Genomic DNA, 26,224 nt, shown 5'->3' on the forward strand with positions numbered 1-26,224 from the left:
CCCATGTTGCATATCTTCTGTCCTCACTGCGGCGAACTGCGCTCCGAAGAGGAATTCCATGCATCCGGCCAGGCGCACATTCCGCGTCCGCTGGATCCGAACAGCTGCACCGACGAGGAGTGGGGCGACTACATGTTCTTCCGCGACAACCCTCGCGGTCTGCACCACGAGTTGTGGGATCACGTCGCCGGTTGCCGCCAGTACTTCAACGTCACCCGCGACACCGTGACCTACGAGATTCTCGAAACCTACAAGATCGGCACCAAGCCGCAATTCACCGACAAGGCTGACACTGCGAAAACAGCCGCGACGGCGCTGGGAGAGAAGGTATGAGCCAGACCAATCGCCTGTCCAACGGTGGACGGATCGACCGCAACAAAGTGCTGAGCTTCACCTTCAACGGCCAGACTTACAAAGGTTTCGAAGGCGACTCGCTGGCCGCAGCCCTGCTGGCCAACGGCGTCGACATCATTGGCCGCAGCTTCAAGTATTCGCGTCCACGCGGCATCTTCGCCGCCGGTGCCGAAGAGCCGAACGCAGTGCTGCAGATCGGTGCGACCGAAGCCACCCAGATTCCGAACGTGCGTGCCACGCAACAGGCGTTGTACCAGGGCCTGGTCGCCACCAGCACCAACGGCTGGCCGAGCGTCAACAACGACATGATGGGGATTCTCGGGAAGGTCGGCGGCAAGCTGATGCCGCCGGGTTTCTACTACAAAACCTTCATGTATCCGCAATCGTTCTGGATGACTTACGAGAAGTACATTCGCAAGGCAGCAGGTTTAGGTCGTTCGCCGACCGAGGTCGATCCGGACACGTACGACTACATGAACCAGCACTGCGACGTGCTGATCGTCGGCGCCGGCCCGGCCGGTCTGGCGGCTGCGCTGGCGGCTGCGCGCAGCGGTGCGCGGGTGATCATCGCCGATGAACAGGAAGAGTTCGGCGGCAGCCTGCTCGACTCCCGCGAAAGCCTCGACGGCAAGCCTGCGATGGAGTGGGTGGCCAGTGTCATCGCTGAATTGAAGAACACCCCGGACGTGCTGCTGTTGCCGCGCGCCACGGTCAACGGTTACCACGACCACAACTTCCTGACCATTCACGAACGCCTCACCGATCACCTCGGTGACCGTGCTCCGATCGGCCAGGTGCGTCAGCGCATTCACCGCGTCCGCGCCAAGCGTGTGGTGCTGGCGACCGGCGCTCACGAGCGTCCGCTGGTCTACGGCAACAACGACGTGCCGGGCAACATGCTCGCCGGCGCAGTGTCGACCTACGTGCGCCGTTACGGCGTGGCGCCGGGCAAGAAGCTGGTGCTGACCACCAACAACGATCACGCCTATCGCGTGGCGCTGGACTGGCTCGACGCCAGCCTGCAAGTGGTCGCCATCGCCGATGCCCGCAGCAATCCGCGCGGTGCACTGGTGGAGGAAGCGCGCGCCAAAGGCATTCGCATCCTCACCGGCAGCGCGGTGATCGAGGCCCGTGGCAGCAAGCGCGTTACCGCTGCCCGCGTGGCGGCGATCGATGTCAAAGGCCACAAGGTCACCAGCCCGGGCGAATGGCTCGACTGCGACCTGATCGCCAGCTCCGGCGGATACAGCCCGGTGGTTCACTTGGCGTCGCACCTCGGTGGCAAGCCGATCTGGCGCGAAGACATCCTCGGTTTCGTACCGGGCGAAGCACCGCAGAAACGCGTGTGCGTCGGTGGCATCAACGGCGTCTACGGTCTCGGCGATTCCCTGGCCGACGGTTTTGAAGGCGGCGTGCGCGCTGCGTCCGAAGCCGGTTTCCAGACCGTCGAAGGTGTATTGCCGAAAGCCCTGAGCCGTCACGAAGAACCGACGCTGGCGCTGTTCCAGGTGCCGCATGAGAAAGGTACTTCCCGGGCGCCGAAGCAATTCGTCGACCTGCAGAACGACGTGACCGCCGCCGCCATCGAACTGGCGACCCGCGAAGGTTTCGAATCGGTCGAGCACGTCAAACGCTACACCGCGCTGGGCTTCGGCACCGATCAGGGCAAGCTCGGCAACGTCAACGGCCTGGCGATTGCGGCCCGTTCGCTGAACGTGACCATCCCGCAGATGGGCACCACGATGTTCCGTCCGAACTACACGCCGGTGACATTCGGCGCGGTGGCCGGCCGTCACTGCGGGCACATCTTCGAACCGGTGCGTTACACCGCGCTGCATCAATGGCACCTGAAAAACGGCGCCGAGTTCGAAGACGTCGGTCAGTGGAAACGTCCGTGGTACTTCCCGAAGAACGGTGAAGACATGCATGCCGCGGTCAAACGCGAATGCAAGGCTGTGCGCGACAGCGTTGGCCTGCTTGACGCTTCGACCCTGGGCAAGATCGACATCCAGGGCCCGGATGCCCGCGAGTTCCTCAACCGCGTGTACACCAACGCCTGGACCAAGCTCGACGTGGGCAAGGCCCGTTACGGCCTGATGTGCAAGGAAGACGGCATGGTCTTCGACGACGGTGTGACGGCGTGTCTGGCCGACAACCATTTCGTCATGACCACCACCACCGGCGGCGCGGCTCGTGTCCTGCAGTGGCTGGAGCTGTACCACCAGACCGAATGGCCGGACCTGAAGGTGTATTTCACCTCCGTCACCGACCACTGGGCGACCATGACCTTGTCCGGCCCGAACAGCCGCAAGCTGCTCAGCGCCGTGACCGACATCGATCTGGCCAACGAAGCGTTCCCGTTCATGACCTGGAAAGAAGGTCTGGTCGGCGGTGTGCCGGCGCGGGTATTCCGCATCTCGTTCACCGGTGAGCTGTCGTACGAAGTCAACGTCCAGGCCGATTACGCAATGGGTGTGCTGGAAAAAATCGTCGAGGCGGGCAAGCAGTACAACCTGACCCCGTATGGCACCGAGACCATGCACGTGCTGCGGGCCGAGAAGGGCTTCATCATCGTCGGCCAGGACACCGACGGCTCGATGACCCCGGACGACCTGAACATGGGTTGGTGCGTCGGTCGCACCAAGCCGTTCTCGTGGATCGGCCAGCGCGGCATGAACCGTGAAGACTGCGTGCGTGACCAGCGTAAACAGCTGGTCGGCCTGAAGCCGATCGATCCGAACGTATGGCTGCCGGAAGGTGCACAGCTGGTGTTCAACACCAAGCAGTCGATCCCGATGACCATGGTCGGCCACGTGACCTCCAGCTACGCGCACAACTCCCTCGGCTATTCGTTTGCCATGGGCGTGGTGAAGGGCGGTCTGAAGCGCATGGGCGAGCGGGTGTTCGCACCGCTGGCGGACGGCAGCGTGATCGAGGCGGAAATCGTTTCTTCGGTGTTCTTCGATCCGAAAGGCGATCGCCAGAACATCTAATTGATCGCTCCCGCGCCTGGCGCGGGAGCGGCACAGAATTCAGGAAGGGTGCTTTATGACCGCAGCCAACGTTTACCAACAACGCCCGACCACCGGGGCCAAGGCCGAGTCGTCGCTGCATCACGCCGACCTCGCCAGCCTGGTCGGCAAGGGCCGCAAAAGCGCCGGCGTGACCGTGCGCGAGAAGAAACTTCTCGGCCATCTGACCATCCGTGGCGACGGCCACGATGCCGCGTTCGCTGCCGGCGTGCACAAGGCCCTGGGCATCGAGTTGCCGGGCGCCCTGAGCGTGATCGTCAAAGGCGAAACCAGCCTGCAATGGATGGGCCCGGACGAGTGGCTGCTGATCGTGCCGAGCGGTGAAGAGTTCGCCGCGGAGCAGAAACTGCGCGAAGCGCTGGGCGATCTGCACATCGCAATCGTCAACGTCAGCGGCGGCCAGCAGCTGCTTGAGCTGAGTGGCCCGAACGTGCGTCAGGTGCTGATGAAATCCACCAGCTACGACGTGCACCCGAACAACTTCCCGGTCGGCAAGGCTGTGGGCACGGTGTTCGCCAAGTCGCAGCTGATGATCCGCCACACCGCTGAAGACACCTGGGAACTGCTGATTCGTCGCAGCTTCTCGGATTACTGGTGGTTGTGGTTGCAGGATGCGTCCGCCGAATACGGCCTTAGCGTTCAGGCGTAATGATCGTTCCCACGCTGTGCGTGGGAACGAGTAGAGGAGAAGAGCAACAATGAGCCGCGCCCCGGATACATGGATTCTGACCGCCGACTGCCCCAGCGTTCTCGGCACCGTGGACGCGGTGACGCGTTTTCTGTTCGAGCAGGGCTGCTACGTCACCGAGCACCACTCGTTCGATGACCGGCTCTCGGGCCGGTTCTTCATTCGCGTGGAATTCCGTCAGCCCGATGGTTTCGACGAGCAATCCTTTCGCGCCGGCCTCGCCGAACGCGGTCAGGCGTTCGGCATGATCTTCGAGCTGACCGCGCCGAACTACCGGCCAAAAGTGGTGATCATGGTTTCCAAGGCCGATCACTGCCTCAACGACTTGCTCTACCGCCAGCGCATCGGCCAGTTGTCCATGGACGTGGCGGCGGTGGTCTCCAACCACCCGGACCTCAAGCCGCTGGCCGACTGGCACCAGATTCCCTACTACCATTTCCCCCTCGACCCCAACGACAAACCGGCCCAGGAGCGGCAGGTGTGGCAGGTGATCGAGGAGGCCGGCGCTGAACTGGTGATTCTCGCCCGCTACATGCAGGTGCTGTCACCGGAGCTGTGCCGCAAGCTCGATGGCAAGGCGATCAACATTCACCACTCGCTGCTGCCGGGCTTCAAGGGCGCCAAGCCGTATCACCAGGCCTACAACAAGGGCGTGAAACTGGTGGGCGCGACCGCGCACTACATCAACAACGACCTCGACGAGGGGCCGATCATCGCCCAGGGCGTCGAGGCGGTGGATCACAGTCATTATCCGGAAGACCTGATTGCCAAGGGGCGCGACATCGAAGGCCTGACCCTGGCCCGGGCCGTTGGATATCACATTGAGCGGCGGGTGTTCCTGAACGCCAATCGCACCGTCGTTCTTTAAGTCATAACAACGCAAAACCAACAAGCAATAACCCGAGCACTTAACGCGCTGCCTGCCTGGGCGGCGCGGTTCCATAAAAACAACAGCGAGGTGAAAGCATGTCTGGCAATCGTGGTGTGGTGTATCTCGGCGCTGGCAAGGTCGAAGTACAGAAAATCGACTATCCGAAAATGCAGGATCCGCGCGGCAGGAAGATCGAGCACGGTGTCATCCTGCGTGTGGTTTCAACCAACATTTGCGGCTCCGACCAGCACATGGTGCGCGGCCGTACCACGGCTCAGGTCGGTCTGGTGCTGGGGCACGAGATCACCGGTGAAGTGATCGAGAAGGGCAGCGACGTCGAAAACCTGAAAATCGGCGACCTGGTGTCCGTTCCGTTCAACGTGGCTTGCGGGCGCTGCCGTTCCTGCAAGGAGCAACACACCGGCGTCTGCCTGACCGTCAACCCGGCTCGCGCCGGCGGTGCCTACGGTTACGTCGACATGGGCGACTGGACCGGTGGCCAGGCCGAATACGTGCTGGTGCCGTACGCCGACTTCAACCTGCTGAAGCTGCCGGACCGCGACAAGGCCATGGAGAAAATCCGTGACCTGACCTGCCTCTCCGACATCCTGCCGACCGGTTACCACGGTGCCGTCACCGCTGGCGTTGGCCCGGGCAGCACCGTTTACATCGCGGGCGCCGGTCCGGTCGGTCTGGCGGCGGCTGCTTCGGCCCGCTTGCTGGGCGCTGCAGTCGTGATCGTCGGTGACGTCAACACCATCCGCCTGGCCCACGCCAAGGCTCAGGGTTTTGAAATCGTCGACCTGTCGAAAGACACTCCGCTGCACGAACAGATCGCCGCGCTGCTGGGCGAACCTGAAGTGGATTGCGCGGTGGACTGCGTTGGCTTCGAAGCTCGCGGCCATGGTCACGACGGCGTCAAATCCGAAGCCCCGGCCACGGTGCTCAACTCGCTGATGGGCGTGGTGCGTGTCGCCGGCAAGATCGGTATCCCGGGCCTGTACGTGACCGAAGATCCGGGCGCTGTCGATGCCGCCGCGAAAATGGGCAGCCTGAGCATCCGCTTCGGCCTAGGCTGGGCGAAATCCCACAGCTTCCACACCGGCCAGACTCCGGTGATGAAGTACAACCGCCAGCTGATGCAGGCGATCATGTGGGACCGCATCAACATCGCCGAAGTGGTGGGCGTGCAGGTCATCAGCCTCGACCAGGCGCCGGAAGGTTACGGCGAGTTTGATGCGGGTGTGCCGAAGAAGTTTGTGATTGATCCGCACAAGTTGTTTAGTGCGGCGTAAGTTCCGCTCCATGAAGAAGGGCAACCATCGGGTTGCCCTTCTTCTTTTCATGCAACGTTGTTATCAGTGCTTGAATGCGCACTTGTGAACATCACCGTCCTTGGTCGCGCAGTCATCACCCTGCCAGTTGCCACCGTCTGTTTGAGTCGGTTTTCCGGTTCTCCAAACGGTCGTTGCTGCGATATCAACCGGTGTTTTTCCGTCTTCGTATTGGCAGACCACTCTAGCGCTGTTTCCGTCTTTTTCTTTGAGGCGTGCAGCGGTGAATTTCAGGCTTTTGACATCCGTTTCACTTGCGTTGCTTGGGTCAACCTCGACTGCTTCCGGGCCATTCGGGCCGGCTACCTCGTATCCACTGGCCACTTTATTGAACGACGAGGCGAGTGGGCAGGTGTCAGCGTAGGCGGTGCCGGCGAAGGCCAAGGTGGTAAGTACAGCGACGGTCAATTGTTTGAGCATGGTGCGCACTCCATTACTGGGTTTGAGTGCCTATGCTCGAAGATTGGCTAACTTATTCCTACTGTCAGATTTGACAGGTATTTAGTTGAGTTTGGAATTAATTCAAAGTCTTTTAGAAATATATGGCCTATGTATGCACTCACCGTGTACCTGACAAGAATCACAGCGCCGCCAACGCCCCTTGATAAAGCACCGGTCCCGTCGGCTGCCCGGTCGGCGATCCACCCTTCGGCTCAAGACTGACCGCCAGCGCAATCGGCTTGCCGATCAGCGCCTTTTGCGCGTCGCTCAATTCAACCTTGCCTTTGCCACCCGCCGGGATTACGCCCAGCGAGATCGGCTTGCCATCGGCCGGAATTGCCCACAGTTCCAGGCTGCGCTGAGGATCGACGGCCGCCAATGTCAATGGCTCGACTTGCAGGTAATCGTCGTGGGCCTCGACCTTCAGCGCCGGTTGCGCATCAGCGCTCAGCAGGGTCGCGCGGTAGCGGGCGTCGTCGTGGGTGTACAGCGAGCCGAGAAACACCAGCACCACGATGGAGGCCAGTGCCGCCGTCACCCGCAGCCAGTTCCAGAACGGACGTTTCTCCGGCACATGCAGTTCTTGCGGTTCGATCCGCGTGGTAACGCCATGCCACACGCGCTCCGGCACCGGAACCTCCGGCAGTGTTTCGGTGAGGCTGGCGAGGCTTTCCTGCCAGTGCGCCAGTTCGGTCCGCAGGGCGGCGTCTTCCAGCAGCAATTGCTCGAAACGCCGACGGGCCGGCGCAGCCATCAAGCCGATAGCGTAATCGGCGGCGAGGGCGCGGCGCAGGGCAGGGGTTTGATAGTTCATGATTCAAGGCACCGGCGCAGGCGTTCCATGCCACGGCGAATCCATGACTTGACCGAACCCAGCGGCGCCGCTAGATGCTCGGCCAGTTCCGAGCAGGACAAACCCTGAAAATACGCCACGGTAATCGACTGGCGCTGCATGCCTTCAAGGGTGTCCAGGCAGCGGTTCAGGGCTGTGGCTTCGCGGGCGCTGTTCAACTGGTCGTGGGCGGAGGGGCTTTCGTCCGTCAGAGCGTCCTGTTCAAAATCGGTCAGAGGCCGGTCGCGGTGCCTGCGCAACTGGTCGATGGCCTGATGGCGGGTGATGTTGATCATCCAGGTCATCGGTGCCGACAGATGCGATTCGTAGCGTGAGGCGTTGTTCCAGATCCGCACGAAGCTTTCCTGCAACACTTCCTCGGCCAGATCCGGGCGTCCCATGAAGCGCAGGGCCACGCCGTGCAGGCGCGGGCCCACGCAGCGGTACAGCGTTTCGAAGGCGCGGCGGTCGCCCAGTGAACACTGGGCCAGCAATTGCCGGAGCTGATCGGTGTCGGCGAGGGTGATGGCAAGTCTCCAGACAGGACGGGTGCTGGTTTCGGGTAGTTCACAGGCTAGTTCAGCGACAGCGCTCGTGCCATTCATGGTTCGATTTCCGGGGTTTCACATTTCCTATACGCGAGCCGGCTCAAGATGGATGCACTACGCTCGGAACATGCCGGCGGAAACTCGGTCAAACCGGCAGTTTTACTCTTCGTCGACGAAGGGTTTTCACGCCACAAGAGGATGTCTGAATGAAGATTTCACGCGGTTTTGCCCTGGCATCGCTCCTGACCCTGGCGGCCGGACCGGTGTTTGCCGGTTTCAGCCTGAACGACGTTGCCGGTGCGGTATCGGGCATGCAGGGCGGTGACAAGGCAGCGGCAGCGGCACCGACCTCGGAAACCGCCGGTCTGTTGAGTGCGCTGAGCGCGTTGAACGTTACGCCGCAGCAAGCGGTAGGCGGCACCAGTGCCATGCTGGGCCTGGCGAAGAACAAGCTCAGCAACACGGACTATTCGCAGTTGGCCAAGGACGTGCCGGGGATCGACAAACTCTCCGGTGGCGGCGGCAATCTGGCGGCGCTGAGCGGTCTGCTCGGCTCCTCGGGCAAGTCCGCCGGGCTGGAAAATGCCTTGGGTAACGTCAAGGACACCAATGACCTGAACAACGCCTTCGGTGCGTTGGGCATGGACAGCGGCATGGTCGGCCAGTTTGCCCCGATCCTGCTGCAATACCTCGGTCAGCAGGGTGTTGGCGGCTCGTTGCTGCAGAGCCTGGGCAGTATCTGGGGCACCGGCAGCTGATTCAGCGGCGCTCGCCGCGCAGTTCGGCGATGCGCTGGTCTTTCTCGGTCCAGAGCTGGTTGACCCAGTTCTGGATCTTCTCGCGAAACACCGGATCGTTTTCGTAGTCGCCCTGCCACAGCGCCGGGTCGAGTTCACGGGTGCGGATATCGATGATCACGCGCGGCACGTTGCCGCTGATCAGGTCCCAGAACCCCGGAATCTTCGATTGTGGATAAACCACGGTCACATCGAGAATCGCGTCCAGCTGTTCACCCATCGCCGCCAGTACAAATGCCACGCCACCGGCCTTGGGCTTGAGCAGATGACTGAACGGTGACTGCTGCTGAGTGCTTTTGGCCGAGGTATAGCGAGTGCCTTCCAGATAGTTGACCACTGTCACCGGCTGACGCTTGAACAGCTCGCACGCCGCTTTGGTGATTTCCAGGTCCTTGCCGGCTAGTTCCGGGTGCTTCGCCAGGAACGCCTTGGTGTAGCGCTTCATGAACGGGTAATCCAGCGCCCACCAGGCCAGACCCAGGAACGGCACCCAGATCAGTTCCTTCTTGAGGAAGAACTTGAAGAACGGCGTGCGCCGGTTGAGGGTCTGGATCAGCGCGGGGATGTCTACCCAGGACTGATGGTTGCTGATGACCAGATAGGACGTGTCGCCTCGCAGATCGTCGCCGCCACGGATGTCCCACTGGGTGGGGATGCACAGACGGAAGATCAGTTTGTCGATTTCCGCCCAAGTCTCGGCGATCCACATCACCGCCCACGAGGCGTAATCGCGAAAGCGCCCCGGCAGGATCAGCTTGAGCAGGGCGAACACCATCAGCGGGCCAAAGAGCACGAGGGTGTTGGACAACAGCAGCAGGGTGACGAGACAGCCGGTGAGCAGGCGGCGCATAAGCAACTCTTGAAAGCGGATGGGCGCGCCATGATAAGTGGCTTCGGGCGACAGGCCAAATCATGGGTTACGAATGTTTCACCTTTGGCGGGTTAGCCTTGCGGGAACGATCAAGCGAACAGCGGTCTAAAATCTCGCGTCAGACGCCCCCATTTTCCAAGGAAGCCCATTACGTGAAATCCCTCCTTGCATTGCTTTCCCTCGTTGCCCTGCCGGTGCTGGCCGCCGAGCCGACCCTGTACGGGCGCTACGAATACATCGCGCTGCCGGAAATCGGCGGGCAAGTGCTCAAGGCGAAAATGGACACCGGCGCGCTGACCGCCTCGCTGTCGGCCAAGGACATCGAGACCTTCACCCGCGACGGTGAAGACTGGGTTCGCTTCCGCCTCGCCACCAAGGACGCCAGCAACAAGGTGTTCGAACACAAGATCGCGCGGATCAGCAAGATCAAGAGCCGCTCCGACGAGGACGACGAGGATCGCGACACCACGGAAGTCGCCAAGCGTCCGGTGGTCGATCTGGAGCTGTGCCTGGGCAACGTCAAGCGTACCGTCGAGGTCAACCTGACCGACCGCAGCCACTTCAACTACCCGTTGCTGATCGGTGCCAAGGCCTTGCGTGAGTTCGGTGCAGCGGTAAACCCGGCGCGGCGTTTCACCGCCGACAAGCCGGACTGCTAAGTGGTCTCATTGACGTAACGTCAGGCTTGGGGCACCGTTCGCGCACTTAATCCACAGGCTCGGACGCCATGCCTCATATCCTGATTGTCGATGACGAAGCGGCGATTGCCGACACGCTGATTTTTGCCTTGCAGGGCGAGGGCTTCACCACGACCTGGCTGAGCCTCGGCGCGCAAGCGCTGGAGCATCAGCGCAAGACACCGGCCGACCTGATCATCCTCGACATCGGCCTGCCGGACATCAGCGGCTTCGAAACCTGCAAGCAACTGCGCCGGTTCAGCGAAGTGCCGGTGCTGTTCCTCAGTGCCCGGGATGCCGAGATCGACCGGGTGGTGGGCCTGGAAATCGGTGCCGACGACTACGTGGTCAAACCGTTCAGCCCTCGGGAAGTGGCGGCGCGGGTACGGGCGATTCTCAAGCGCATGGCGCCGCGCCCGCCGGCCGAAGCCTGGTCGGGGGTGTTTCGCATCGACCCCGAACGCGTGCAGATCAGCTATCGCGGCCAGGCGTTGAGCCTGACCCGTCATGAATTCCGTTTGTTGCAATGCCTGCTCGAACAGCCCGAGCGGGTGTTCAGCCGCGAGCAACTGCTCGATGCACTGGGCGTGGCGGCGGATGCCGGTTACGAGCGCAGCATCGACAGCCACATCAAAAGTGTGCGCGCCAAATTGCGACTGGTGCGCGCCGAGGCTGAGCCGATCCAGACCCATCGCGGCCTCGGCTACAGCTACAGTCCGGGGCACAGCTGATGTCACTGGGGCTGCGGATTTTCCTGGTGTACGTGCTGTTTATCGGCCTGACCGGATACTTCGTGCTCAACACCGTGATGGAAGAAATCCGCCCCGGTGTGCGTCAGTCCACCGAGGAAACCCTGGTTGATACCGCCAACCTGATGGCGGAAATCCTGCGGGACGATTTCAAGGCCGGCACCCTCAACCAGAATCGCTGGCCCGAATTGCTCCACGCCTATGGCGAACGCCAGCCGAAGGCGACGATCTGGGGCCTGGCAAAAAACCAGGTCAACCACCGCATCTACGTCACCGACGCCAAGGGCATCGTGGTGCTGGACTCCAGCGGTCTGGCCGTCGGTCAGGACTACTCGCGCTGGAACGATGTCTACCTGACCTTGCGCGGTGAATACGGCGCACGCTCCAGCCGCAGTGACCCTAATGATCCAAACTCTTCGGTGATGCACGTCGGCGCACCGATCCGCGACAACGGCGCGATCATCGGCGTGGTTACCGTGGCCAAGCCCAACAGTTCACTGCAACCTTATGTTGATCGCACCGAACGCCGTTTGCTCGGCTACGGCGCCGGGTTGATCGGCCTCGGCCTGCTGCTGGGCGCCGTGCTGTCGTGGTGGCTGAGCCGCGCGCTGCACCGCTTGACCGTCTACGCCCAGGCCGTGAGCGAGGGCCGTCGGGTGGCGGTGCCGCACTATCGCGGGGGCGAGCTGGAGCAGTTGGCGACCGCCGTTGAACAGATGCGCACCCAGCTCGAAGGCAAGGCCTACGTCGAACGCTATGTGCACACCCTGACCCATGAATTGAAGAGCCCGCTGGCGGCGATTCGCGGTGCCGCCGAGTTGTTGCAGGGCGAGATGCCGACGGATCAGCGCCTGCGTTTCGTCGGCAATATCGACAGTGAAAGCGCCCGCATGCAGCAGTTGATCGAACGCCTGCTGAACCTTGCCCAGGTCGAACAGCGGCAGGGCCTTGAGGAGCGCGTCGCCGTGCCGTTGGCGGCGCTGGTGAATGAGTTGCTACAGGCACAATTGGCGCGTATCGAAGGCCGGCAACTGCGGATCGAGCAAACCATCGCGCCGGATCTGGCGTTGATCGGCGAGCCGTTTCTGTTGCGACAGGCGCTGGCCAATCTGCTGGAAAACGCGCTGGATTTCACGCCGCAAAACGGTTCGCTACGCTTCAGTGCCGAGCGGATTGGCGAGCAGGTCGTGCTTCGACTGTTCAACGAAACCACGCCGATTCCCGACTATGCCTTACCCCGCTTGAGCGAGCGTTTCTACTCTCTGCCACGTCCCGACAGCGGGCGTAAGAGCACCGGTCTCGGGCTCAACTTCGTCGAAGAGGTGGTCAAGTTGCACGGTGGTTCACTGCGCATCGGCAATGTCGAAGGCGGGGTGGAAGTCGTCCTGCAGTTGTAATCTCCACACAAACTCCACATTCCTCCCACAAAACTCCCACATCCTCTTCGCAGACTCTGCACATCGAAACAGGGAGAGTCCCATGAACAAAAGTCTGACAATAAAACTCGGGGCCATTGCCCTGCTGATCCTGGTGTTGCTGGTGCCGCTGTTGATGATCGACGGCATCATCGATGATCGCCAGCAACTGCGTGACGGTGTGCTGGAAGACATTGCCAGAAGCTCAAGCTACAGCCAGCAACTCAGCGGGCCGGTGATGGTTGTGCCGTATCGCAAAGTGGTGCGCACCTGGAAGACCAAAGAGAAGAGCGACGAGCGATACCAGGAAATCGGCGAAGAACGTGGGCGCCTGTATTTCCTGCCGGAGCGTTTTGAACTGGACGGCCAGGTGCAGACCGAGCTGCGCGCCCGGGGCATATACGAGGCGCGGCTGTTCCATGCCGACAACCGCATCAGCGGGCATTTCTCGCTGCCGGCACAGTTGGGGATCAAGGAAGACTTCGTCGATTACACCTTCGATGCGCCATTCCTGGCGGTCGGTATCAGCGACATTCGCGGGATCGAAAATGCGCTGAAGCTGGAGCTGGGTGCGCAACGCCTGGACTTCGTGCCCGGCACTCAGGTCGGCTGGCTGGGCGAGGGTGTGCGAGTGACGCTACCGGCGCTGGACACCGGCAAGACCACGGAACTGGCCTTCGGCTTCGACTTGCGCCTGCAAGGCACCGGCTCGTTGCAGGTGCTGCCGGTGGGCAAGACCAGCCGCGTGAACCTCGCTGCCAACTGGCCGCACCCAAGCTTCATCGGCAACTTCCTGCCGGGCAAGCGTGAAGTCACCGATCAGGGTTTCACCGCCGATTGGCAGACCTCGTTTTTCTCCACCAACCTGCAAGAGGCCATGAACCGTTGCGTCTCGGGCAACGATTGCGAGGCATTCAACGGGCGCAGTTTCGGCGTGAGCTTCATCGATCCGGTGGATCAGTACCTGAAAAGTGACCGGGCGATCAAATATGCGTTGCTGTTCATTGTCCTGACGTTCGCTGGTTTCTTCCTGTTCGAAGTGCTGAAAAGCCTGGCGGTGCACCCGATGCAGTATGCGTTGGTGGGCGTGGCGCTGGCGTTCTTTTATCTGTTGCTGCTGTCGTTGTCCGAGCACATCGGTTTTGCCCTGGCGTATCTGTTGTCGGCCAGCGGTTGTGTGCTGTTGATCGGGTTCTACGTCTGCCACGTGCTGCGCAGCGTGCGGCACGGCTTGAGTTTTTCGGCGGGGTTGGCGGCGTTGTACGGCTTGCTCTATGGCCTGCTGAGTGCCGAGGATTACGCGTTGCTGATGGGCTCGCTGCTGCTGTTCGGTCTGCTCGGTGTGTTCATGGTGCTGACCCGCAATCTGGACTGGTACGGGATCGGGCAGAAACCGGCCAAACCGCTGGAGTTCGATATCGGAGCGGTGCAATGAGCCGGTTCGTGGGATTGCGTGAGGAGCAGCGGGAGGCCGAGGTGTTGATGACGCTGATCTTTGCGTCGTTGCCTCCCGCTCGGTGCGTCAAACCTTCGGCATCGTCGCAATCATCGACGGACGCTGACTCACTTCAAAGTACCAGTTGGCCAGTTGCGGGTTGGCTTCACGCCAGCCCAGATCCGGGAAACGCAGATCCAGATAACCCAGTGCACAGGCCACGCTGATCGAAGCGACGTCGAAATGGCAAGTCAGCTCGGCAATGGCCTCGCGCTCCAGCAGTGCCAGGGTCCGGTGGATCTTGTCGCGCTGGGCCTCGAGCCACTCATCCCAGTGCTTCTCCGGGGCACGCAGCACTTGCTCGTAACGCACCATCACCGAGGCGTCCATGATCCCGTCGGCCATCGAGGCCAGGGTCAGGCGCCGCCAGCGGGCCGAACCGTCGCGGGGGATCAACGGGTTGCCGACGTGCTGGTGGTCGAGGTAATCGAGGATCACCCGGCTGTCATGGATGACGTTGCCGTCGGCCAGGCGCAGGGCCGGGATCTTGCCCAGCGGGTTGTCTTCGTTCAGCGCGGCATTGGGATTGACCGGTGTCAGGACGCAGTCCTGCAGGGCGACGCGATCCTGCTGGCCGGTCTCGTGCAGTAGCACCATGACTTTGCGCACGAACGGGGACAGGGTGTTGTGGAACAGGGTCATGCTGGGAGCGGACATCGGCAGGGTCTCGGACAAGGGCAATGAACGGGCAGCATAGCGCGTTGCCCGTCAGGCTCAAGCCAATCAGCGCCGTTGCAGCAGACCGCGTAAGGCGAGTGCGGCCGGCACACCCAGACCGATCCAGCTCAACCCGTCCCAGATCCCGTCGCCCAGCAGCGCGGCAAACAACCCCGCCGCACTGAGCAGCGCGATCACCAGCGGCGTACTGAAGACTTTCCAGAAATTCGACTGACGCGGTTTCATGCCGAAGCCTCCGCCGTTTCCAGCACCGGTTTTGCGGCCTTGCGCCGCACCACCCACAAATACACGCCGCTGCCGAGGACGATGATGGTCAGCCCATCGAGGGTGGCCCAGAGGATTTTCATCGGCATGCCGCCATAGTCGCCAAAGTGCAGCGGCTGCGACATGCCCATGGCGTCCATGTACCACGGCCGTTCTGCGACCGCCGTGACTTGCAGGGTGCTGGCGTCGATCAGCACTGGCGTCAGCAGGTGCGAAGTCAGGTGGGTGCCGCCCTTCATGAACACCGAGTAATGGTGCTCGCTGGAAAATCGCGTGCCTGGGAAGGCGATGAAGTCAGGTTTCATCCCCGGTGCGACTTCGCCGGCGATATCGAGCAGGCGGGTGGCCGGGGCGAGGTGAGTCAGCGGCGGTGCATCGCGGTAGGGCGCGATCATGGCGTTGAGCGAATCGTTGCGCCACGCCGCGATGATCAGATCGGCACAGGCGCTGATCACCCCGGTGACACCCACCACCAGCGCCCAGGTCAGGGTCACCACGCCGATCAGGTTGTGCAGGTCGAGCCAGCGCAGACGGGTGGATTTGTCCCGGCGCACGGTACCGAAGTCCAGACGCCGCATGAACGGCAGGTACAACACTGTTCCGGATATGATCGCCACCACAAACAGCACACCCATGAACGCCAGCAGCAACTTGCCCGGCAGACCGGCAAACATGTCGACGTGCAGACGCAGGATGAACAGCATCAGGCCGCCATTGGCCGACGGTGTTTCCAGGGCTTCGCCGGTGCGCGCGTCGAGCATGAAGGTGTGCGAGGAATTCGGCTCGGTGCCGGCGGTCTTTGCCATGATTGTCAGCACTGTGTTCGGCTCGTCGTCTTCGAAACCGAAGTACTGCACGAATTCACCGGGGCGATGGGCCTCGGCGGCTTGCACCAGTTGCGCCAGATTCAGGTGCGGCGTGTCGGCCGGCATCTCGCGCACCACCGGGGCGTCACCGAGCAAGTGCTCGATCTCGTGATGGAAAATCAGCGGCAGGCCGGTCAGGGCGAGCAGCAGCAAAAACACGGTGCAGATCAGGCTGGTCCAGGTGTGGACGAAGGACCAGCGACGAATTGTTTTACTTTTCATTTCATGACCTTCAAAAACACCAAAGCCGTCCACGAGGGACGGCCTGGTTGCAGGGCCTGTTTCAGCTCACGCGTTTACCACTTGTAGGTGGCACTGGCGACGACGCTGCGTTGGTCGCCGTAGTAGCAGTAGAAGCTGTCGCAGGTGGAAATGTAGTCCTTGTCGAACAGGTTGGTCGCGTTGAGTGCCAACGATGCGCCCTTCAAGCTGTTGTCCAGGCGACCGAGGTCGTAATGCACGCTGGCATCGAACACGGTGTAGGCGTCAGCCTTGCCCAGCCAGGTGTTGGCCTTGTCGCCGTAGGTGTTGCCGGTGTAGCGCACGCCGCCGCCGATACCGAAGCCGTCGAGCACGCCGCTGTGCCAGGTGTAATCGGTCCACAGCGAGGCTTGCTGGTTCGGCATCAGTTGCAGTCGGTTGCCCTTGTCGACGCCGTTCTGCACTTCGGACTTGGCCAGGGTGTAGGCCGCGATGACTTTCAGGTTGTCGGTGACATCGGAAGTGGCTTCGAGCTCCAGGCCTTTGACTTTCACTTCGCCGGTCTGGCTGGTGATCGATACGCCGTTGACGAAGGAGCTTACCGAGACGTTTTTCTGGGTCAGGTCATACACCGCGGCGGACAGCAGGGTCTTGCTGCCTGGCGGTTGGTACTTGATGCCCAGCTCCCACTGCTTGCCTTCGGTCGGCTTGAGCGATTCCGTGGAGGAGGCGTCGGCGCCACTGGTGGGCTGGAAGGATTCGGCATAGGAAATGTACGGCACGAAACCCGAGTCGAACACGTAGCTCAGTGCCGCGTTGCCGCTGAAGGCCTTGTCGCGGTCGGTGTTGGTCGCGTCGGCCTTGTTGATGAACCTGGTACCGGTGTGCACCCAGTCTTCACGACCACCGAGGGTCAGGCGCCATTGGTCGAGGGCCATCTGATCCTGCACGTACAGACCGGTCTGGTAGGTCTTCTGCTCGTAGTCGTAGAAGGCGGTGGAGCGCGCCGGACGCACGATCGGCTGACCGTAGATCGGGTTGAGCACATTGGTGGTCAGGCCGTCACCGAAGATCGAGGTGTAGTTGTTGTTGCTGCGCTGGTGATCCAGACCCAGTAGCAGGGTGTGGCGGATGTCGCCGGTAGCAAAGTCAGCCTGGAAGTTGTTGTCCACGGCGAACTGGCTGATGTCCTCATTGACACTGGTGCTGGTGCGGCCGACGTTGCCGGCGTTGTCCACTTGGGTGTACGGATACGAACCCGGGGTCAGGCTCTGGAACGACAGCTCCGACTTGGTGTAGCGCAGATTCTGCTTGAACTGCCACACATCGTTCAGCCGATGTTCGAAGGCATAACCGAGCGCGTAGTAGGTGCGGTCGTAATATTCCCAGTCCGGATCGCCGAGGTTCTTGTGATGGGAAACCTTGCCGAACGGCATGTCGATCTTGGTGCCCTGCACCGGCAGGAACTGGCTGGTGATGCCGGTATCGTCGCGGGTGAACTGGGTCAGCAGGGTGAATTTGGTGTCGTCGTCGATGTTCCAGGTCAGGCTCGGCGCGATGTTGTAGCGCTTGTTGTCGACGTGATCGACCTGCGTGCCACTGTCACGTACCACGCCGCTGAGGCCGTAGAGGAACTGTCCGGCGTCGTCGATCTTGCCGGTGCTGGCGAAGTTGATCTGCCGGTGGTTGTCGCTGCCGTATTGCAACTGGATTTCGCTGCTCTGCACATCGCTTGGGCGACGGCTGACCATGTCCAGCAGGCCGCCCGGCGGGGTCTGGCCGTAAACCGACGAGGCCGGGCCGCGCAGCAGGGCGAGGCGGTCGAGGTTCCAGGTTTCCTGTTTCGGGTTGGCGTACACGCCTTTTGGCAGCGGCAGGCCATCAAGGAATTGAGTCGGTTCGAAGCCACGCACGCGCAGCCAGTCGGCGCGGGTGTCGCTGCCATAGCTGCTGGCGGTGATGCCTGGCATGTAGCGCACGGCGTCATCGAGGCTGTGCACGCTGCGGTCGTCCATCTGCTGGCGGGTGGCGACGGAGATCGAACGGGGCGCTTCGACCAGCGCGGTGTCGGTCTTGGTGCCGGCGGCAGTGCGGGTGGCGGTGTAGCCTTCGACCGGGCCCCAGGCGCTTTCAGTGTTTTCCACACCGATTACCGAAGTCTCCGGCAGGGCCATCACCCCTTCCGGCACGGCGACCAGGGTGTACGTGCCGGTGCTGCTTTGTTCCAGTTGCAGGCCGGTGCCACGCAGGGCAGCGCTCAGTGCGCCCGCCGCGTCATATTGGCCGTTGACCGGAGCCGAGGTCTTGCCGGCTGCCAGCGAAGGATTCAGCGACAGCGTGAGCCCGCCCTGGCTGGCGATCTGGTTCAGGGTGGTGGACAGCGGCGCCGCCGGCAGGTTGTAGGCGCGAACGCTCGACGCCTGTTCAGCGGCGATCAGTTGGCTGCTGGCCAGCGGGGTGCAGAGGGCAATGGCAACCGCCAGCAAACTGGGGCGCAACAAGGTGTCTAGCGAACGGGACATACGGCGGCTCCTGAATGGAAATATTTCTCAATTGCTTGGGTGCCGGACGAGATTCGAAAAGTGATAGGGCTGGATGAAAATAATTTCGATTAACGAACGACATCGCTGCACAAGTCAGCAGAAAGTCCGTTTTCATGGGGGGGCGAGCAGGTAACGCGGTGTATCAGGGCTTCGGATCAGCCTTGGCCACGGTGACCCACCACGGCGTGTGCTGCTCGATCTGCACCGGCAGGGTCGGGAGCAGGGCGCTCAACGCCTTGTCGGTATCGTGCAGCGGGAAACTGCCGGTGATGCGCAGGTCGGCGACTTCCGGCGTAATGCCCAGATGGCCGCGACGATAGCGGCCGAGTTCGTGCACCAGGTCTTCCAGACGCGCGTTGTCCACCACCAGCATGCCGCGGGTCCAGGCATCGGCGCCGGGGTTGAGCGCGACGACCGCGTCCAACCCGTTGTCGCGGATCAGCACTTGCTGGCCTTCGCGCAGGATCTGTTCCTGCGGATCGGATTGCGGATGTGCCGCGACGGCCGACTGCAGCACGCTCAGGCGCGTGCCCTGTTCTTCGCGCTTGACGAGAAACCGAGTGCCCAGCGCACGCATTCGGCCTTCGCGGGTTTCGACGATGAACGGTCGTGCATCGCCGTGACCGGTTTCGATGAGGATTTCACCTTCCTGCAACACGATCAGCCGCTGCTCGTCATCGAACCGCACATCTACGGCGCTGTGAGTGTTGAGATTGATCACGGTGCCGTCCGCCAGCCGTACGGTGCGTTGTTCACCGGTAGCCGTGCGCTGGTCGGCGAGCCAGTAATCCAGCGGCAGATAGTGTTCTGCGGCAAACAGCGACAGGCCGACCACCGCGACAACACTGGCCAGACCGCTGCCGAGTTTGCGCACCCGGCGACGGATACCTTCGCGCGATTGCAGCAACGCGCTGCGGGCCGGGCCGCTGGCTACGCTGAAACGCTGGTCTAGCATGCCCAACTGGCGCCAGGCCCGGGCGTGTTCTTCGTTGGCAGCGTGCCATTTGGCGAACTCTTCGCGCTCCAGTGGCGTGCTGGAATCGAGGGTCAATTGCCAGGCGATTGCCGCGTCCAGCACGTGAGCCGGCACCGGTCTGGAACTGGCCGGATTCATGTCGGCTCACCGTACAGGGCGATGTAGCACTGGCGGATACCCTGGGCCAGATACTGACGTACGCGCGGCACCGACACGCCGAGTTTGTCGGCGATCTCGGCATGGGTCAGGCCGTCGAGACGGTTATAAAGGAAAGCGGCGCGAGCCTTGGTCGACAGTTGGCCGAGCAGGCGGTCGATGGCCTTGAGGTCTTCAAGGATCAGTTGCTGCTCTTCAACCGAAGGCTGCTCGCCTTCGGGGATCAGCATCAACTCAGCGAGATAAGCCTGTTCCAGTGCCGCGCGACGGAAGTAGTCGAACAGCAGGCCTTTGGCGATCGCCACCAGAAAGGCCCGGGGCTCGCGGGGTGTCAGCAGTTCCTCGCGACCGAGCAGGCGCACGAAGGTGTCCTGGCTCAGGTCTTCGGCGCGTTGCGGGCAGGCCACGTTGCGCCGCAGCCAGGCCAGCAGCCAGCCGCGATGGTCGCGGTACAACGCACCGACGAGCTCACTGTGAGGGCTTTGGGCTGACGACACGAAGGCACCGACTGGGAAATGTTAACCAACGAGAATTGTTCGCGATTGTGGCAGAGGTGGGAATGGTTAGCAATTGGCCACCGGTCGGGTTGTCGGGCGACAACCCGGGACTCAGAACGAATGCGTCTGCTGGCGGCGCTTCCACTGGCTCAGGCGTTGCTGCAAATTCAATGGACTGTGAATCTGCTGCTGCCGTGCCCGGCTGAACAGAATCAACGCCAGTTCCGCCGTGGCCAGTGCGTCGGCGCTGGCGTGGTGGCGCTCGAACACTTCGAGCTTGAACCAGTTTATCCACTCGTCCAGACCCGCTTCGCGAATATGCGCTTGCGGACAAACCAGCGGTGCAATATCGGCGACATCCAGAAACACTTGCTGCAACTTGTGCCCCAAATGTTCTTTCACCGCCCGGCCCAACATGTGCTGGTCGAACGGCGCATGAAACGCCAGCACCGGACTGTCGCCAATAAACTCCAGAAGCTCGAGCAGCGCCTCGGCCGGCTCGCTGCCGGCGGCAATCGCATTCGGCCCCAGTCCGTGGATCAGCACGCTGGGGCTGAGTTTGAGTTCGCGACACTGCAGGGTGCGTTCGAACTGCTGGCTGAAGTCGATGGCGCCGTCCTCGATCACCACCGCGCCAATCGACACCACCCGATCCTTGTTCAGGTTCAGCCCGGTGGTTTCCAGATCCAGTACCACCCAACGCTGTTCGCGCAGGCTGCATTCGCTCAGTTCGCCGATCGCTGGCAGTTTCATCAGGCGTTGTCGCAGATTTTCCGGTAGAACGGGGCTGGCCGGACGCAGCCACGAAAACAGGCTCATAGCTGATACCGCAAGGTCAGGCTGCTTTGCAGGCGCTGAGCCTGGCGCAGGGATTCGCGCAGGATGCGCCGGTCCAGATGATTGAGGCTGTCGGGATCGACCCGATTGGAGTACGGCAGGTTTTCCCGGGTCTGCAGTTGATGCTGCTGCATGCGCGTCTGCTGGATGAAGTGGTAAGCCTCTTCGTACGCGGCGCCATCCAGTCGATCGATGACTTCTTTCTCTACCAACTGGCGGAAGCGTTCGAGGGTGTTGTTGGCGTCGATACCGTTGGCCAGCGCCAGCAAACGTGCACCGTCGACAAACGGTGTCAGGCCCTGGATCTTCAGGTCCAGCGTGGCTTTCTCGCCGTTCTTTTTCGTCAGCACGAACTCACGGAAACGCCCCACCGGCGGGCGGTTGCGCAAGGCGTTCTCGGCCATCATCCGCTGGAACAGACGATTGTCGCCGACCTGATCGAGAATCCCTCGGCGCAGTTGCTCGCAACCCTGTTCATCGCCCCAGACCACCCGCAGGTCGAAATAGATGCTTGAGCCCAGCAGGTTCTCCGGCGTCGCCTCACGGATAAATGCGGCAAAGCGCCGGGCCCACTCGGCACGGGACAGGCACAGCTGCGGATTGCCGGCCATGACGTTGCCTTTGCACAGGGTGAAGCCGCACTGCGCCAGGCTGTTATTGATCTGTTGGGCGATGGGCAGCAACTTGCCGCGAATCTCTGCCGCATGGGCCGCATCCCGCGCGTCGAACAGAATGCCGTTATCCTGATCGGTGTGCAGGGTCTGCTCGCGCCGGCCTTCGCTGCCGAAGCACAGCCAACTGAACGGCACACCGGGGTCGCCTTTCTCGGCGAGGGTCAGCTCGATCACCCGGCACACGGTGTGATCGTTGAGCAGGGTGATGATGTGGGTGATTTGGGTTGAAGACGCGCCGTGGGCCAGCATGCGCTCCACCAATTGGCCGATCTCGCCGCGCAGGGTCACCAGTTGTTCAACCCGCTGGGCGCTGCGGATGGTTCGCGCCAGATGCACCAGATCGACCCGTTGCAGCGAAAACAGATCCCGTTCGGAAACCACGCCGCACAATCGCTGATCCTTGACCAGGCAGACGTGGGCGATGTGCCGCTCGGTCATGGCGATTGCTGCGTCGAAGGCGCTGTGATCCGGCGACAGATAGAACGGCGAGGGCGTCATGTGGCGTTCGATCGGTTCGCTGAAGTCACCAACTCCTTCCGCCACTACATGGCGCAGGTCACGCAGGGTGAAAATCCCCAGCGGCGCCTTGTGTTCATCCACCGCGACAATGCTGCCGACCTGTTGCTCGTGCATCAGCTTCACCGCTTCGCGCAACGGAGTGGTCGGGCTGCACGTCACCGGATGACGCATGGCCAATTCGCCTAGGCGGGTGTTCAGCGAATACTGGGTGCCGAGAGTCTCCACGGCTTTCTGCTGGACCTGCTGGTTGACTTGATCGAGCAGGCTGCTGACCCCGCGCAGGGCGAAATCGCGGAAGGTGTTGGAGAGGGCGAAAAGCTTGATGAACGCCAGTTTGTTCAGTTGCAGGCAGAAGGTGTCTTCGCCGGCCAGGTGTTCGGTGCGTGTCGCCCGTTCGCCGAGCAGCGCGGCGAGGGGGAAGCACTCGCCGGTGGTGATTTCAAAGGTGGTTTCGGTACCGCCCTTGGCCGTGTGCGGTCGCTCGCCGACCACCCGGCCCTGCTTGACGATGTAGAAGTGTTCGACCGGCCCGTCGGCGGGTTTGATGATGCTTTCGCCCTGACCGTAAAAGCGCAGTTGGCACTGCTCCACCAGATAGGCGAGGTGGGCGTGTTCCATCTGATTGAAAGGGGGGAAGCGCTGGAGGAATTGCAACGTGCCCTGAATGTTTTGCAACACCGCGGTTTTCCCTGCCTGGGTGAAGGCGTCCGCTTTACTCATAACCATTACCGCAGTCTTTTTCGAATTGTTGTTATTGGATCGTTGCAGCCATGGTCGACCCCGGCGCGCGGGGTGCCCATTGGACGTAAGTCTAGGTTTGGCATGCCGTTGGGTAGTTTTCGGATATGCCCTACACAAACAGTCGGAAATTCTCGGGTTCGCCCCTTGGAAAAAAATCCGACGAAGTGCACATTGAAGCTCTGTCCAGCGATGTCTGACCACTGTGCCAGGGGATCGATTTTGAAAACGTAGAGAACGCCATGTCCGACCACGATATTTTGAGCGACGCCGAGCGGGAAGCGCTCAGCGCCGTCATGCTGGAACCCGACCTGCCGCCGCAGCGGGTACTGATCGTTGATGACGACAAGGACGCCCGCGAGTTGCTGTCGGAGATCCTCGGGCTGGATGGCATTCGTTGCATGACGGCGGCCAGCGGCGAATCCGCGCTGAAGATGATCGAGGAAAAACCTTCCATCGGGCTGGTGATCACCGATCTGCGGATGGGCAATGTTGGTGGGCTGGACCTGATTCGTCATGTGCGCGAGTCGGTACGGGCGGCGATGCCGATCATCATTGTGTCGGGTGATGCGGACGTGAAGGATGCGATTGCGGCGATGCATTTGAGCGTGGTGGACTTTCTGCTCAAGCCGATTGATACCGCCAAATTGCTCGGTCTCGTCAGACATGAGCTGGGCATCGAACCTTAGCCAATCCGGCGCAAACAAAAAAAGCCCTGATCGAAAGATCAGGGCTTTTTCATGTCCGGCATCAGCGCAGGTTACAGGCCGTTGGCAGCCTTGAACTCGCGACGACGACGGTGCAGGACCGGCTCGGTGTAGCCGTTCGGCTGCTTGGTGCCTTCGATCACCAGTTCGACCGCCGCCTGGAAGGCGATGTTGCTGTCGAAGTTCGGGGCCAGTGGACGGTACAGCGGGTCGTTGGCGTTCTGACGGTCTACCACCGGCGCCATGCGCTTGAGGCTTTCCATCACTTGCGCTTCGGTCACGATGCCGTGGCGCAGCCAGTTGGCGATGTGCTGGCTGGAGATACGCAGCGTCGCGCGGTCTTCCATCAGGCCGACGTCGTTGATGTCCGGCACTTTCGAGCAACCCACGCCCTGGTCGATCCAGCGCACCACGTAACCGAGAATGCCCTGGGCGTTGTTGTCCAGTTCGTTCTTGATCTGCTCCGGCGTCCAGTTCGGGTTGACCGCCAGCGGAATGGTCAGGATGTCATCGACCGAAGCGCGGGCACGTTTGGCCAGCTCGGCCTGACGGGCGAACACGTCGACCTTGTGATAGTGCAGCGCGTGCAGCGCAGCGGCGGTCGGCGATGGAACCCAGGCAGTATTGGCACCAGCCATCGGGTGAGCGATTTTCTGTTCGAGCATCGCCGCCATCAGGTCGGGCATTGCCCACATGCCTTTACCGATTTGTGCACGACCTTGCAGGCCGGTGCTCAGACCGATATCGACGTTCCAGTTTTCGTAGGCGCCGATCCACTTTTCAGCTTTCATGTCAGCCTTGCGCACCATGGGGCCGGCTTCCATGGAGGTGTGGATTTCGTCGCCGGTACGGTCGAGGAAACCGGTGTTGATGAACACCACACGCTCGCTGGCGGCCTGGATGCAGGCCTTGAGGTTGACCGTGGTGCGGCGCTCCTCGTCCATGATCCCGACTTTCAGGGTGTTGCGCTTGAGGCCCAGCACGTCTTCGATGCGACCGAACAGTTCGTTGGTGAACGCCGCTTCTTCCGGGCCGTGCATCTTCGGTTTAACGATGTAGACCGAACCGGTGCGGGTGTTCTTGCGCGAGGTGTTGCCGCTCAGGTTGTGCATCGCCGCCAGGCACGTCACCAGACCGTCGAGGATGCCTTCCGGCACTTCGTTGCCGTGCTTGTCGAGGATCGCGTCGATGGTCATCAGGTGACCGACGTTACGTACGAACAACAGCGAGCGGCCGTGCAGGGTCAGTTCGCTGCCGTCGACCTTGGTATAGGTGCGGTCCGGGTTCATGGTGCGGGTGAACGTCTGGCCGCCCTTGGAAACGGATTCCGCGAGGTCGCCCTTCATCAGGCCCAGCCAGTTGCGGTAGATCACAACCTTGTCGTCGGCATCGACGGCAGCCACGGAGTCTTCGCAGTCCATGATGGTGGTCAGTGCCGCTTCCATCAGGATGTCTTTGACGCCGGCAGCATCGGTCTGGCCGACCGGGGTGCTGGCGTCGATCTGGATTTCGAAATGCAGACCGTTGTTCTTCAGCAGGATCGCGATCGGCGCATTGGCGTCGCCCTGAAAACCGATCAGTTGCGCATCATTGCGCAGGCCGCTGCTGCTGCCGCCCTTGAGGGTGACGACCAGTTTGCCATCAGCGATCTTGTAGCCGGTGGAATCGACGTGAGAGCCAGCCGCCAGTGGCGCTGCTTCGTCGAGGAACGCACGGGCGAAGGCGATGACTTTGTCGCCACGCACCTTGTTGTAGCCTTTGCCTTTTTCCGCGCCGCCGGCTTCGCTGATGGCGTCGGTGCCATACAGGGCGTCGTACAGCGAGCCCCAGCGGGCGTTCGAGGCGTTGAGGGCGAAGCGGGCGTTCATCACCGGAACCACGAGTTGCGGGCCGGCGGTACGGGCGATTTCGTCATCGACGTTTTGCGTCGTTGCCTGGAAATCAGCCGCTTCTGGCAGCAGATAACCGATCTCTTGCAGGAAGGATTTATAGGCCACGGCGTCGTGCGGCTGACCGGCACGGGTCTGGTGCCAGCCATCGATACGGGCCTGGAAGTCATCGCGTTTGGCGAGTAGGGCTTTGTTCTTCGGCGCCAGGTCGTGAATGACCTTGTCGGCACCTTCCCAGAATTTGTCGGCGGTGAGACCGGTACCGGGAATGGCTTCGTTGTTCACGAAGTCGAACAGGACTTTGGCGACCTGCAGGCCACCGACTTGAACGTGTTCAGTCATTGCTTGCCTCACTCTGCTCAGCTATTTCGCTTTTCAGCTCTTCAATTTAACAATGAAGCCTCTGGCCATTTAAACCACAAACCCCTCGACCAGTACATGCCATCGCTGGCGGCTGGGCTGGGACCAATCAACGGCTTGGGGGCCTTGCTGACAGGGCTTTCAGGGTTGCGAACGTGCCTTGGGCAGACATCGATCCAACGTTATGTAGTGCGCGCTGCGGCATACTACATGAT

The 26,224-nt window shown here is 61.7% G+C and carries 24 protein-coding genes; 11 read left to right on the top strand and 13 right to left on the bottom strand.

Annotated features, from left to right (window positions below; translation table 11 throughout):
• The first annotated feature begins 3 nt into the window (after positions 1–3).
• The 5 genes from CAF87_RS12400 to fdhA all read left to right on the top strand — a co-directional run bounded on the left by CAF87_RS12400 (position 4) and on the right by fdhA (position 6,240).
• Positions 4–333, top strand: a complete 330-nt coding sequence (locus CAF87_RS12400; protein ID WP_085731654.1) for a sarcosine oxidase subunit delta — start codon at positions 4–6, stop codon at positions 331–333.
• Positions 330–3,347, top strand: a complete 3,018-nt coding sequence (locus tag CAF87_RS12405) for a sarcosine oxidase subunit alpha (protein ID WP_085731655.1) — start codon at positions 330–332, stop codon at positions 3,345–3,347. The genes CAF87_RS12400 and CAF87_RS12405 overlap by 4 nt, the downstream gene beginning before the upstream one ends.
• Positions 3,348–3,402: 55 nt before the next feature.
• Positions 3,403–4,035 carry a sarcosine oxidase subunit gamma gene (locus CAF87_RS12410; protein ID WP_085731656.1) on the top strand — a complete coding sequence of 211 codons (633 nt, stop codon included), beginning with the start codon at positions 3,403–3,405 and terminating at the stop codon, positions 4,033–4,035.
• 49 nt (positions 4,036–4,084) lie between these two features.
• Entirely contained in the window at positions 4,085–4,942 is an 858-nt protein-coding gene (gene purU, locus CAF87_RS12415; protein ID WP_007959808.1) for a formyltetrahydrofolate deformylase, read from the top strand.
• A gap of 98 nt (positions 4,943–5,040) precedes the next feature.
• Positions 5,041–6,240 carry a formaldehyde dehydrogenase, glutathione-independent gene (gene fdhA, locus CAF87_RS12420; protein WP_085688554.1) on the top strand — a complete coding sequence of 400 codons (1,200 nt, stop codon included), beginning with the start codon at positions 5,041–5,043 and terminating at the stop codon, positions 6,238–6,240.
• A gap of 63 nt (positions 6,241–6,303) precedes the next feature.
• Here the strand turns inward: fdhA and CAF87_RS12425 are convergent, their stop codons facing one another.
• The 3 genes from CAF87_RS12425 to CAF87_RS12435 all read right to left on the bottom strand — a co-directional run bounded on the left by CAF87_RS12425 (position 6,304) and on the right by CAF87_RS12435 (position 8,157).
• Positions 6,304–6,699, bottom strand: coding sequence for a hypothetical protein (locus tag CAF87_RS12425; protein ID WP_085731657.1), 396 nt, complete (start codon positions 6,697–6,699; stop codon positions 6,304–6,306).
• A gap of 160 nt (positions 6,700–6,859) precedes the next feature.
• Positions 6,860–7,534, bottom strand: a complete 675-nt coding sequence (locus CAF87_RS12430) for an anti-sigma factor domain-containing protein (protein WP_085731658.1) — start codon at positions 7,532–7,534, stop codon at positions 6,860–6,862.
• On the bottom strand, positions 7,531–8,157 hold the full coding sequence (locus CAF87_RS12435) for an RNA polymerase sigma factor (RefSeq protein ID WP_085731659.1): 627 nt from the start codon (positions 8,155–8,157) through the stop codon (positions 7,531–7,533). Before CAF87_RS12435 ends, CAF87_RS12430 begins: the two co-directional genes overlap by 4 nt.
• A 149-nt stretch (positions 8,158–8,306) precedes the next feature.
• Here CAF87_RS12435 and CAF87_RS12440 point away from each other — a divergent pair, with 149 nt between their 5' ends.
• Complete coding sequence (locus tag CAF87_RS12440; protein WP_085731660.1) at positions 8,307–8,858, top strand: DUF2780 domain-containing protein; 552 nt, start codon at positions 8,307–8,309, stop codon at positions 8,856–8,858.
• Between the two features lies 1 nt (position 8,859).
• On the opposite strand, the gene CAF87_RS12445 is transcribed toward CAF87_RS12440, so the two are convergent.
• Positions 8,860–9,747 carry an acyltransferase gene (locus tag CAF87_RS12445; RefSeq protein WP_085731661.1) on the bottom strand — a complete coding sequence of 296 codons (888 nt, stop codon included), beginning with the start codon at positions 9,745–9,747 and terminating at the stop codon, positions 8,860–8,862.
• Positions 9,748–9,920: 173 nt separating this feature from the next.
• Here CAF87_RS12445 and CAF87_RS12450 point away from each other — a divergent pair, with 173 nt between their 5' ends.
• The 4 genes from CAF87_RS12450 (at position 9,921) to creD (ending at position 14,044) form a co-directional block, all read left to right on the top strand.
• Positions 9,921–10,427 carry an ATP-dependent zinc protease gene (locus tag CAF87_RS12450; protein WP_085709168.1) on the top strand — a complete coding sequence of 169 codons (507 nt, stop codon included), beginning with the start codon at positions 9,921–9,923 and terminating at the stop codon, positions 10,425–10,427.
• Between the two features lie 68 nt (positions 10,428–10,495).
• Entirely contained in the window at positions 10,496–11,176 is a 681-nt protein-coding gene (creB, locus tag CAF87_RS12455) for a two-component system response regulator CreB (RefSeq protein ID WP_085731662.1), read from the top strand.
• Entirely contained in the window at positions 11,176–12,591 is a 1,416-nt protein-coding gene (gene creC / locus CAF87_RS12460) for a two-component system sensor histidine kinase CreC (RefSeq protein ID WP_085731663.1), read from the top strand. Before creB ends, creC begins: the two co-directional genes overlap by 1 nt.
• Positions 12,592–12,673: 82 nt before the next feature.
• Entirely contained in the window at positions 12,674–14,044 is a 1,371-nt protein-coding gene (gene creD / locus CAF87_RS12465) for a cell envelope integrity protein CreD (protein ID WP_085731664.1), read from the top strand.
• A gap of 87 nt (positions 14,045–14,131) precedes the next feature.
• On the opposite strand, the gene CAF87_RS12470 is transcribed toward creD, so the two are convergent.
• The 8 genes from CAF87_RS12470 to CAF87_RS12505 form a co-directional block, all read right to left on the bottom strand.
• Positions 14,132–14,761 (bottom strand): glutathione S-transferase, encoded by a 630-nt coding sequence (locus CAF87_RS12470; protein WP_085731665.1) that lies wholly within the window; start codon positions 14,759–14,761, stop codon positions 14,132–14,134.
• A 66-nt stretch (positions 14,762–14,827) separates the two neighbouring features.
• On the bottom strand, positions 14,828–15,007 hold the full coding sequence (locus CAF87_RS12475; protein WP_085709174.1) for a hypothetical protein: 180 nt from the start codon (positions 15,005–15,007) through the stop codon (positions 14,828–14,830).
• The gene (locus tag CAF87_RS12480; RefSeq protein WP_085731666.1) at positions 15,004–16,134 is read right to left on the bottom strand and encodes a PepSY domain-containing protein; all 1,131 of its coding nucleotides are present in this window, start codon (positions 16,132–16,134) and stop codon (positions 15,004–15,006) included. Before CAF87_RS12480 ends, CAF87_RS12475 begins: the two co-directional genes overlap by 4 nt.
• Before the next feature lie 74 nt (positions 16,135–16,208).
• On the bottom strand, positions 16,209–18,635 hold the full coding sequence (locus CAF87_RS12485) for a TonB-dependent siderophore receptor (RefSeq protein WP_085731667.1): 2,427 nt from the start codon (positions 18,633–18,635) through the stop codon (positions 16,209–16,211).
• Positions 18,636–18,798: 163 nt separating this feature from the next.
• Positions 18,799–19,770: a FecR domain-containing protein gene (locus CAF87_RS12490; protein WP_085731668.1), complete on the bottom strand. Its 972-nt coding sequence runs from the start codon at positions 19,768–19,770 to the stop codon at positions 18,799–18,801.
• Positions 19,767–20,285, bottom strand: coding sequence for an RNA polymerase sigma factor (locus CAF87_RS12495; protein WP_085731669.1), 519 nt, complete (start codon positions 20,283–20,285; stop codon positions 19,767–19,769). The genes CAF87_RS12490 and CAF87_RS12495 overlap by 4 nt, the downstream gene beginning before the upstream one ends.
• 111 nt (positions 20,286–20,396) lie before the next feature.
• The gene (locus CAF87_RS12500; RefSeq protein ID WP_085731670.1) at positions 20,397–21,104 is read right to left on the bottom strand and encodes a PolC-type DNA polymerase III; all 708 of its coding nucleotides are present in this window, start codon (positions 21,102–21,104) and stop codon (positions 20,397–20,399) included.
• Positions 21,101–23,041 (bottom strand): putative nucleotidyltransferase substrate binding domain-containing protein, encoded by a 1,941-nt coding sequence (locus CAF87_RS12505; RefSeq protein ID WP_085731671.1) that lies wholly within the window; start codon positions 23,039–23,041, stop codon positions 21,101–21,103. Before CAF87_RS12505 ends, CAF87_RS12500 begins: the two co-directional genes overlap by 4 nt.
• A 254-nt stretch (positions 23,042–23,295) precedes the next feature.
• On the opposite strand from CAF87_RS12505, the gene CAF87_RS12510 reads away from it, so the two are divergent.
• Positions 23,296–23,742 (top strand): response regulator, encoded by a 447-nt coding sequence (locus CAF87_RS12510; RefSeq protein ID WP_085731672.1) that lies wholly within the window; start codon positions 23,296–23,298, stop codon positions 23,740–23,742.
• A 71-nt stretch (positions 23,743–23,813) separates the two neighbouring features.
• On the opposite strand, the gene CAF87_RS12515 is transcribed toward CAF87_RS12510, so the two are convergent.
• Positions 23,814–25,991 (bottom strand): malate synthase G, encoded by a 2,178-nt coding sequence (locus CAF87_RS12515; protein ID WP_085731673.1) that lies wholly within the window; start codon positions 25,989–25,991, stop codon positions 23,814–23,816.
• Positions 25,992–26,224: the final 233 nt, after the last annotated feature.

It is taken from the genome of Pseudomonas sp. R38(2017), from assembly GCF_002112395.1.
Lineage (GTDB): Bacteria > Pseudomonadota > Gammaproteobacteria > Pseudomonadales > Pseudomonadaceae > Aquipseudomonas.

Bases quoted from the DNA above. Each gene is read 5' to 3' on its own strand.
- CAF87_RS12400 (WP_085731654.1), top strand. From the start codon at position 4: ATGTTGCATATCTTCTGTCCTCACTGCGGCGAACTGCGCTCCGAAGAG.
- CAF87_RS12405 (WP_085731655.1), top strand. From the start codon at position 330: ATGAGCCAGACCAATCGCCTGTCCAACGGTGGACGGATCGACCGCAAC.
- CAF87_RS12410 (WP_085731656.1), top strand. From the start codon at position 3,403: ATGACCGCAGCCAACGTTTACCAACAACGCCCGACCACCGGGGCCAAG.
- purU (WP_007959808.1), top strand. From the start codon at position 4,085: ATGAGCCGCGCCCCGGATACATGGATTCTGACCGCCGACTGCCCCAGC.
- fdhA (WP_085688554.1), top strand. From the start codon at position 5,041: ATGTCTGGCAATCGTGGTGTGGTGTATCTCGGCGCTGGCAAGGTCGAA.
- CAF87_RS12425 (WP_085731657.1), bottom strand. From the start codon at position 6,699: ATGCTCAAACAATTGACCGTCGCTGTACTTACCACCTTGGCCTTCGCC.
- CAF87_RS12430 (WP_085731658.1), bottom strand. From the start codon at position 7,534: ATGAACTATCAAACCCCTGCCCTGCGCCGCGCCCTCGCCGCCGATTAC.
- CAF87_RS12435 (WP_085731659.1), bottom strand. From the start codon at position 8,157: ATGAATGGCACGAGCGCTGTCGCTGAACTAGCCTGTGAACTACCCGAA.
- CAF87_RS12440 (WP_085731660.1), top strand. From the start codon at position 8,307: ATGAAGATTTCACGCGGTTTTGCCCTGGCATCGCTCCTGACCCTGGCG.
- CAF87_RS12445 (WP_085731661.1), bottom strand. From the start codon at position 9,747: ATGCGCCGCCTGCTCACCGGCTGTCTCGTCACCCTGCTGCTGTTGTCC.
- creB (WP_085731662.1), top strand. From the start codon at position 10,496: ATGCCTCATATCCTGATTGTCGATGACGAAGCGGCGATTGCCGACACG.
- creC (WP_085731663.1), top strand. From the start codon at position 11,176: ATGTCACTGGGGCTGCGGATTTTCCTGGTGTACGTGCTGTTTATCGGC.
- creD (WP_085731664.1), top strand. From the start codon at position 12,674: ATGAACAAAAGTCTGACAATAAAACTCGGGGCCATTGCCCTGCTGATC.
- CAF87_RS12470 (WP_085731665.1), bottom strand. From the start codon at position 14,761: ATGTCCGCTCCCAGCATGACCCTGTTCCACAACACCCTGTCCCCGTTC.
- CAF87_RS12475 (WP_085709174.1), bottom strand. From the start codon at position 15,007: ATGAAACCGCGTCAGTCGAATTTCTGGAAAGTCTTCAGTACGCCGCTG.
- CAF87_RS12480 (WP_085731666.1), bottom strand. From the start codon at position 16,134: ATGAAAAGTAAAACAATTCGTCGCTGGTCCTTCGTCCACACCTGGACC.
- CAF87_RS12485 (WP_085731667.1), bottom strand. From the start codon at position 18,635: ATGTCCCGTTCGCTAGACACCTTGTTGCGCCCCAGTTTGCTGGCGGTT.
- CAF87_RS12490 (WP_085731668.1), bottom strand. From the start codon at position 19,770: ATGAATCCGGCCAGTTCCAGACCGGTGCCGGCTCACGTGCTGGACGCG.
- CAF87_RS12500 (WP_085731670.1), bottom strand. From the start codon at position 21,104: ATGAGCCTGTTTTCGTGGCTGCGTCCGGCCAGCCCCGTTCTACCGGAA.
- CAF87_RS12505 (WP_085731671.1), bottom strand. From the start codon at position 23,041: ATGGTTATGAGTAAAGCGGACGCCTTCACCCAGGCAGGGAAAACCGCG.
- CAF87_RS12510 (WP_085731672.1), top strand. From the start codon at position 23,296: ATGTCCGACCACGATATTTTGAGCGACGCCGAGCGGGAAGCGCTCAGC.
- CAF87_RS12515 (WP_085731673.1), bottom strand. From the start codon at position 25,991: ATGACTGAACACGTTCAAGTCGGTGGCCTGCAGGTCGCCAAAGTCCTG.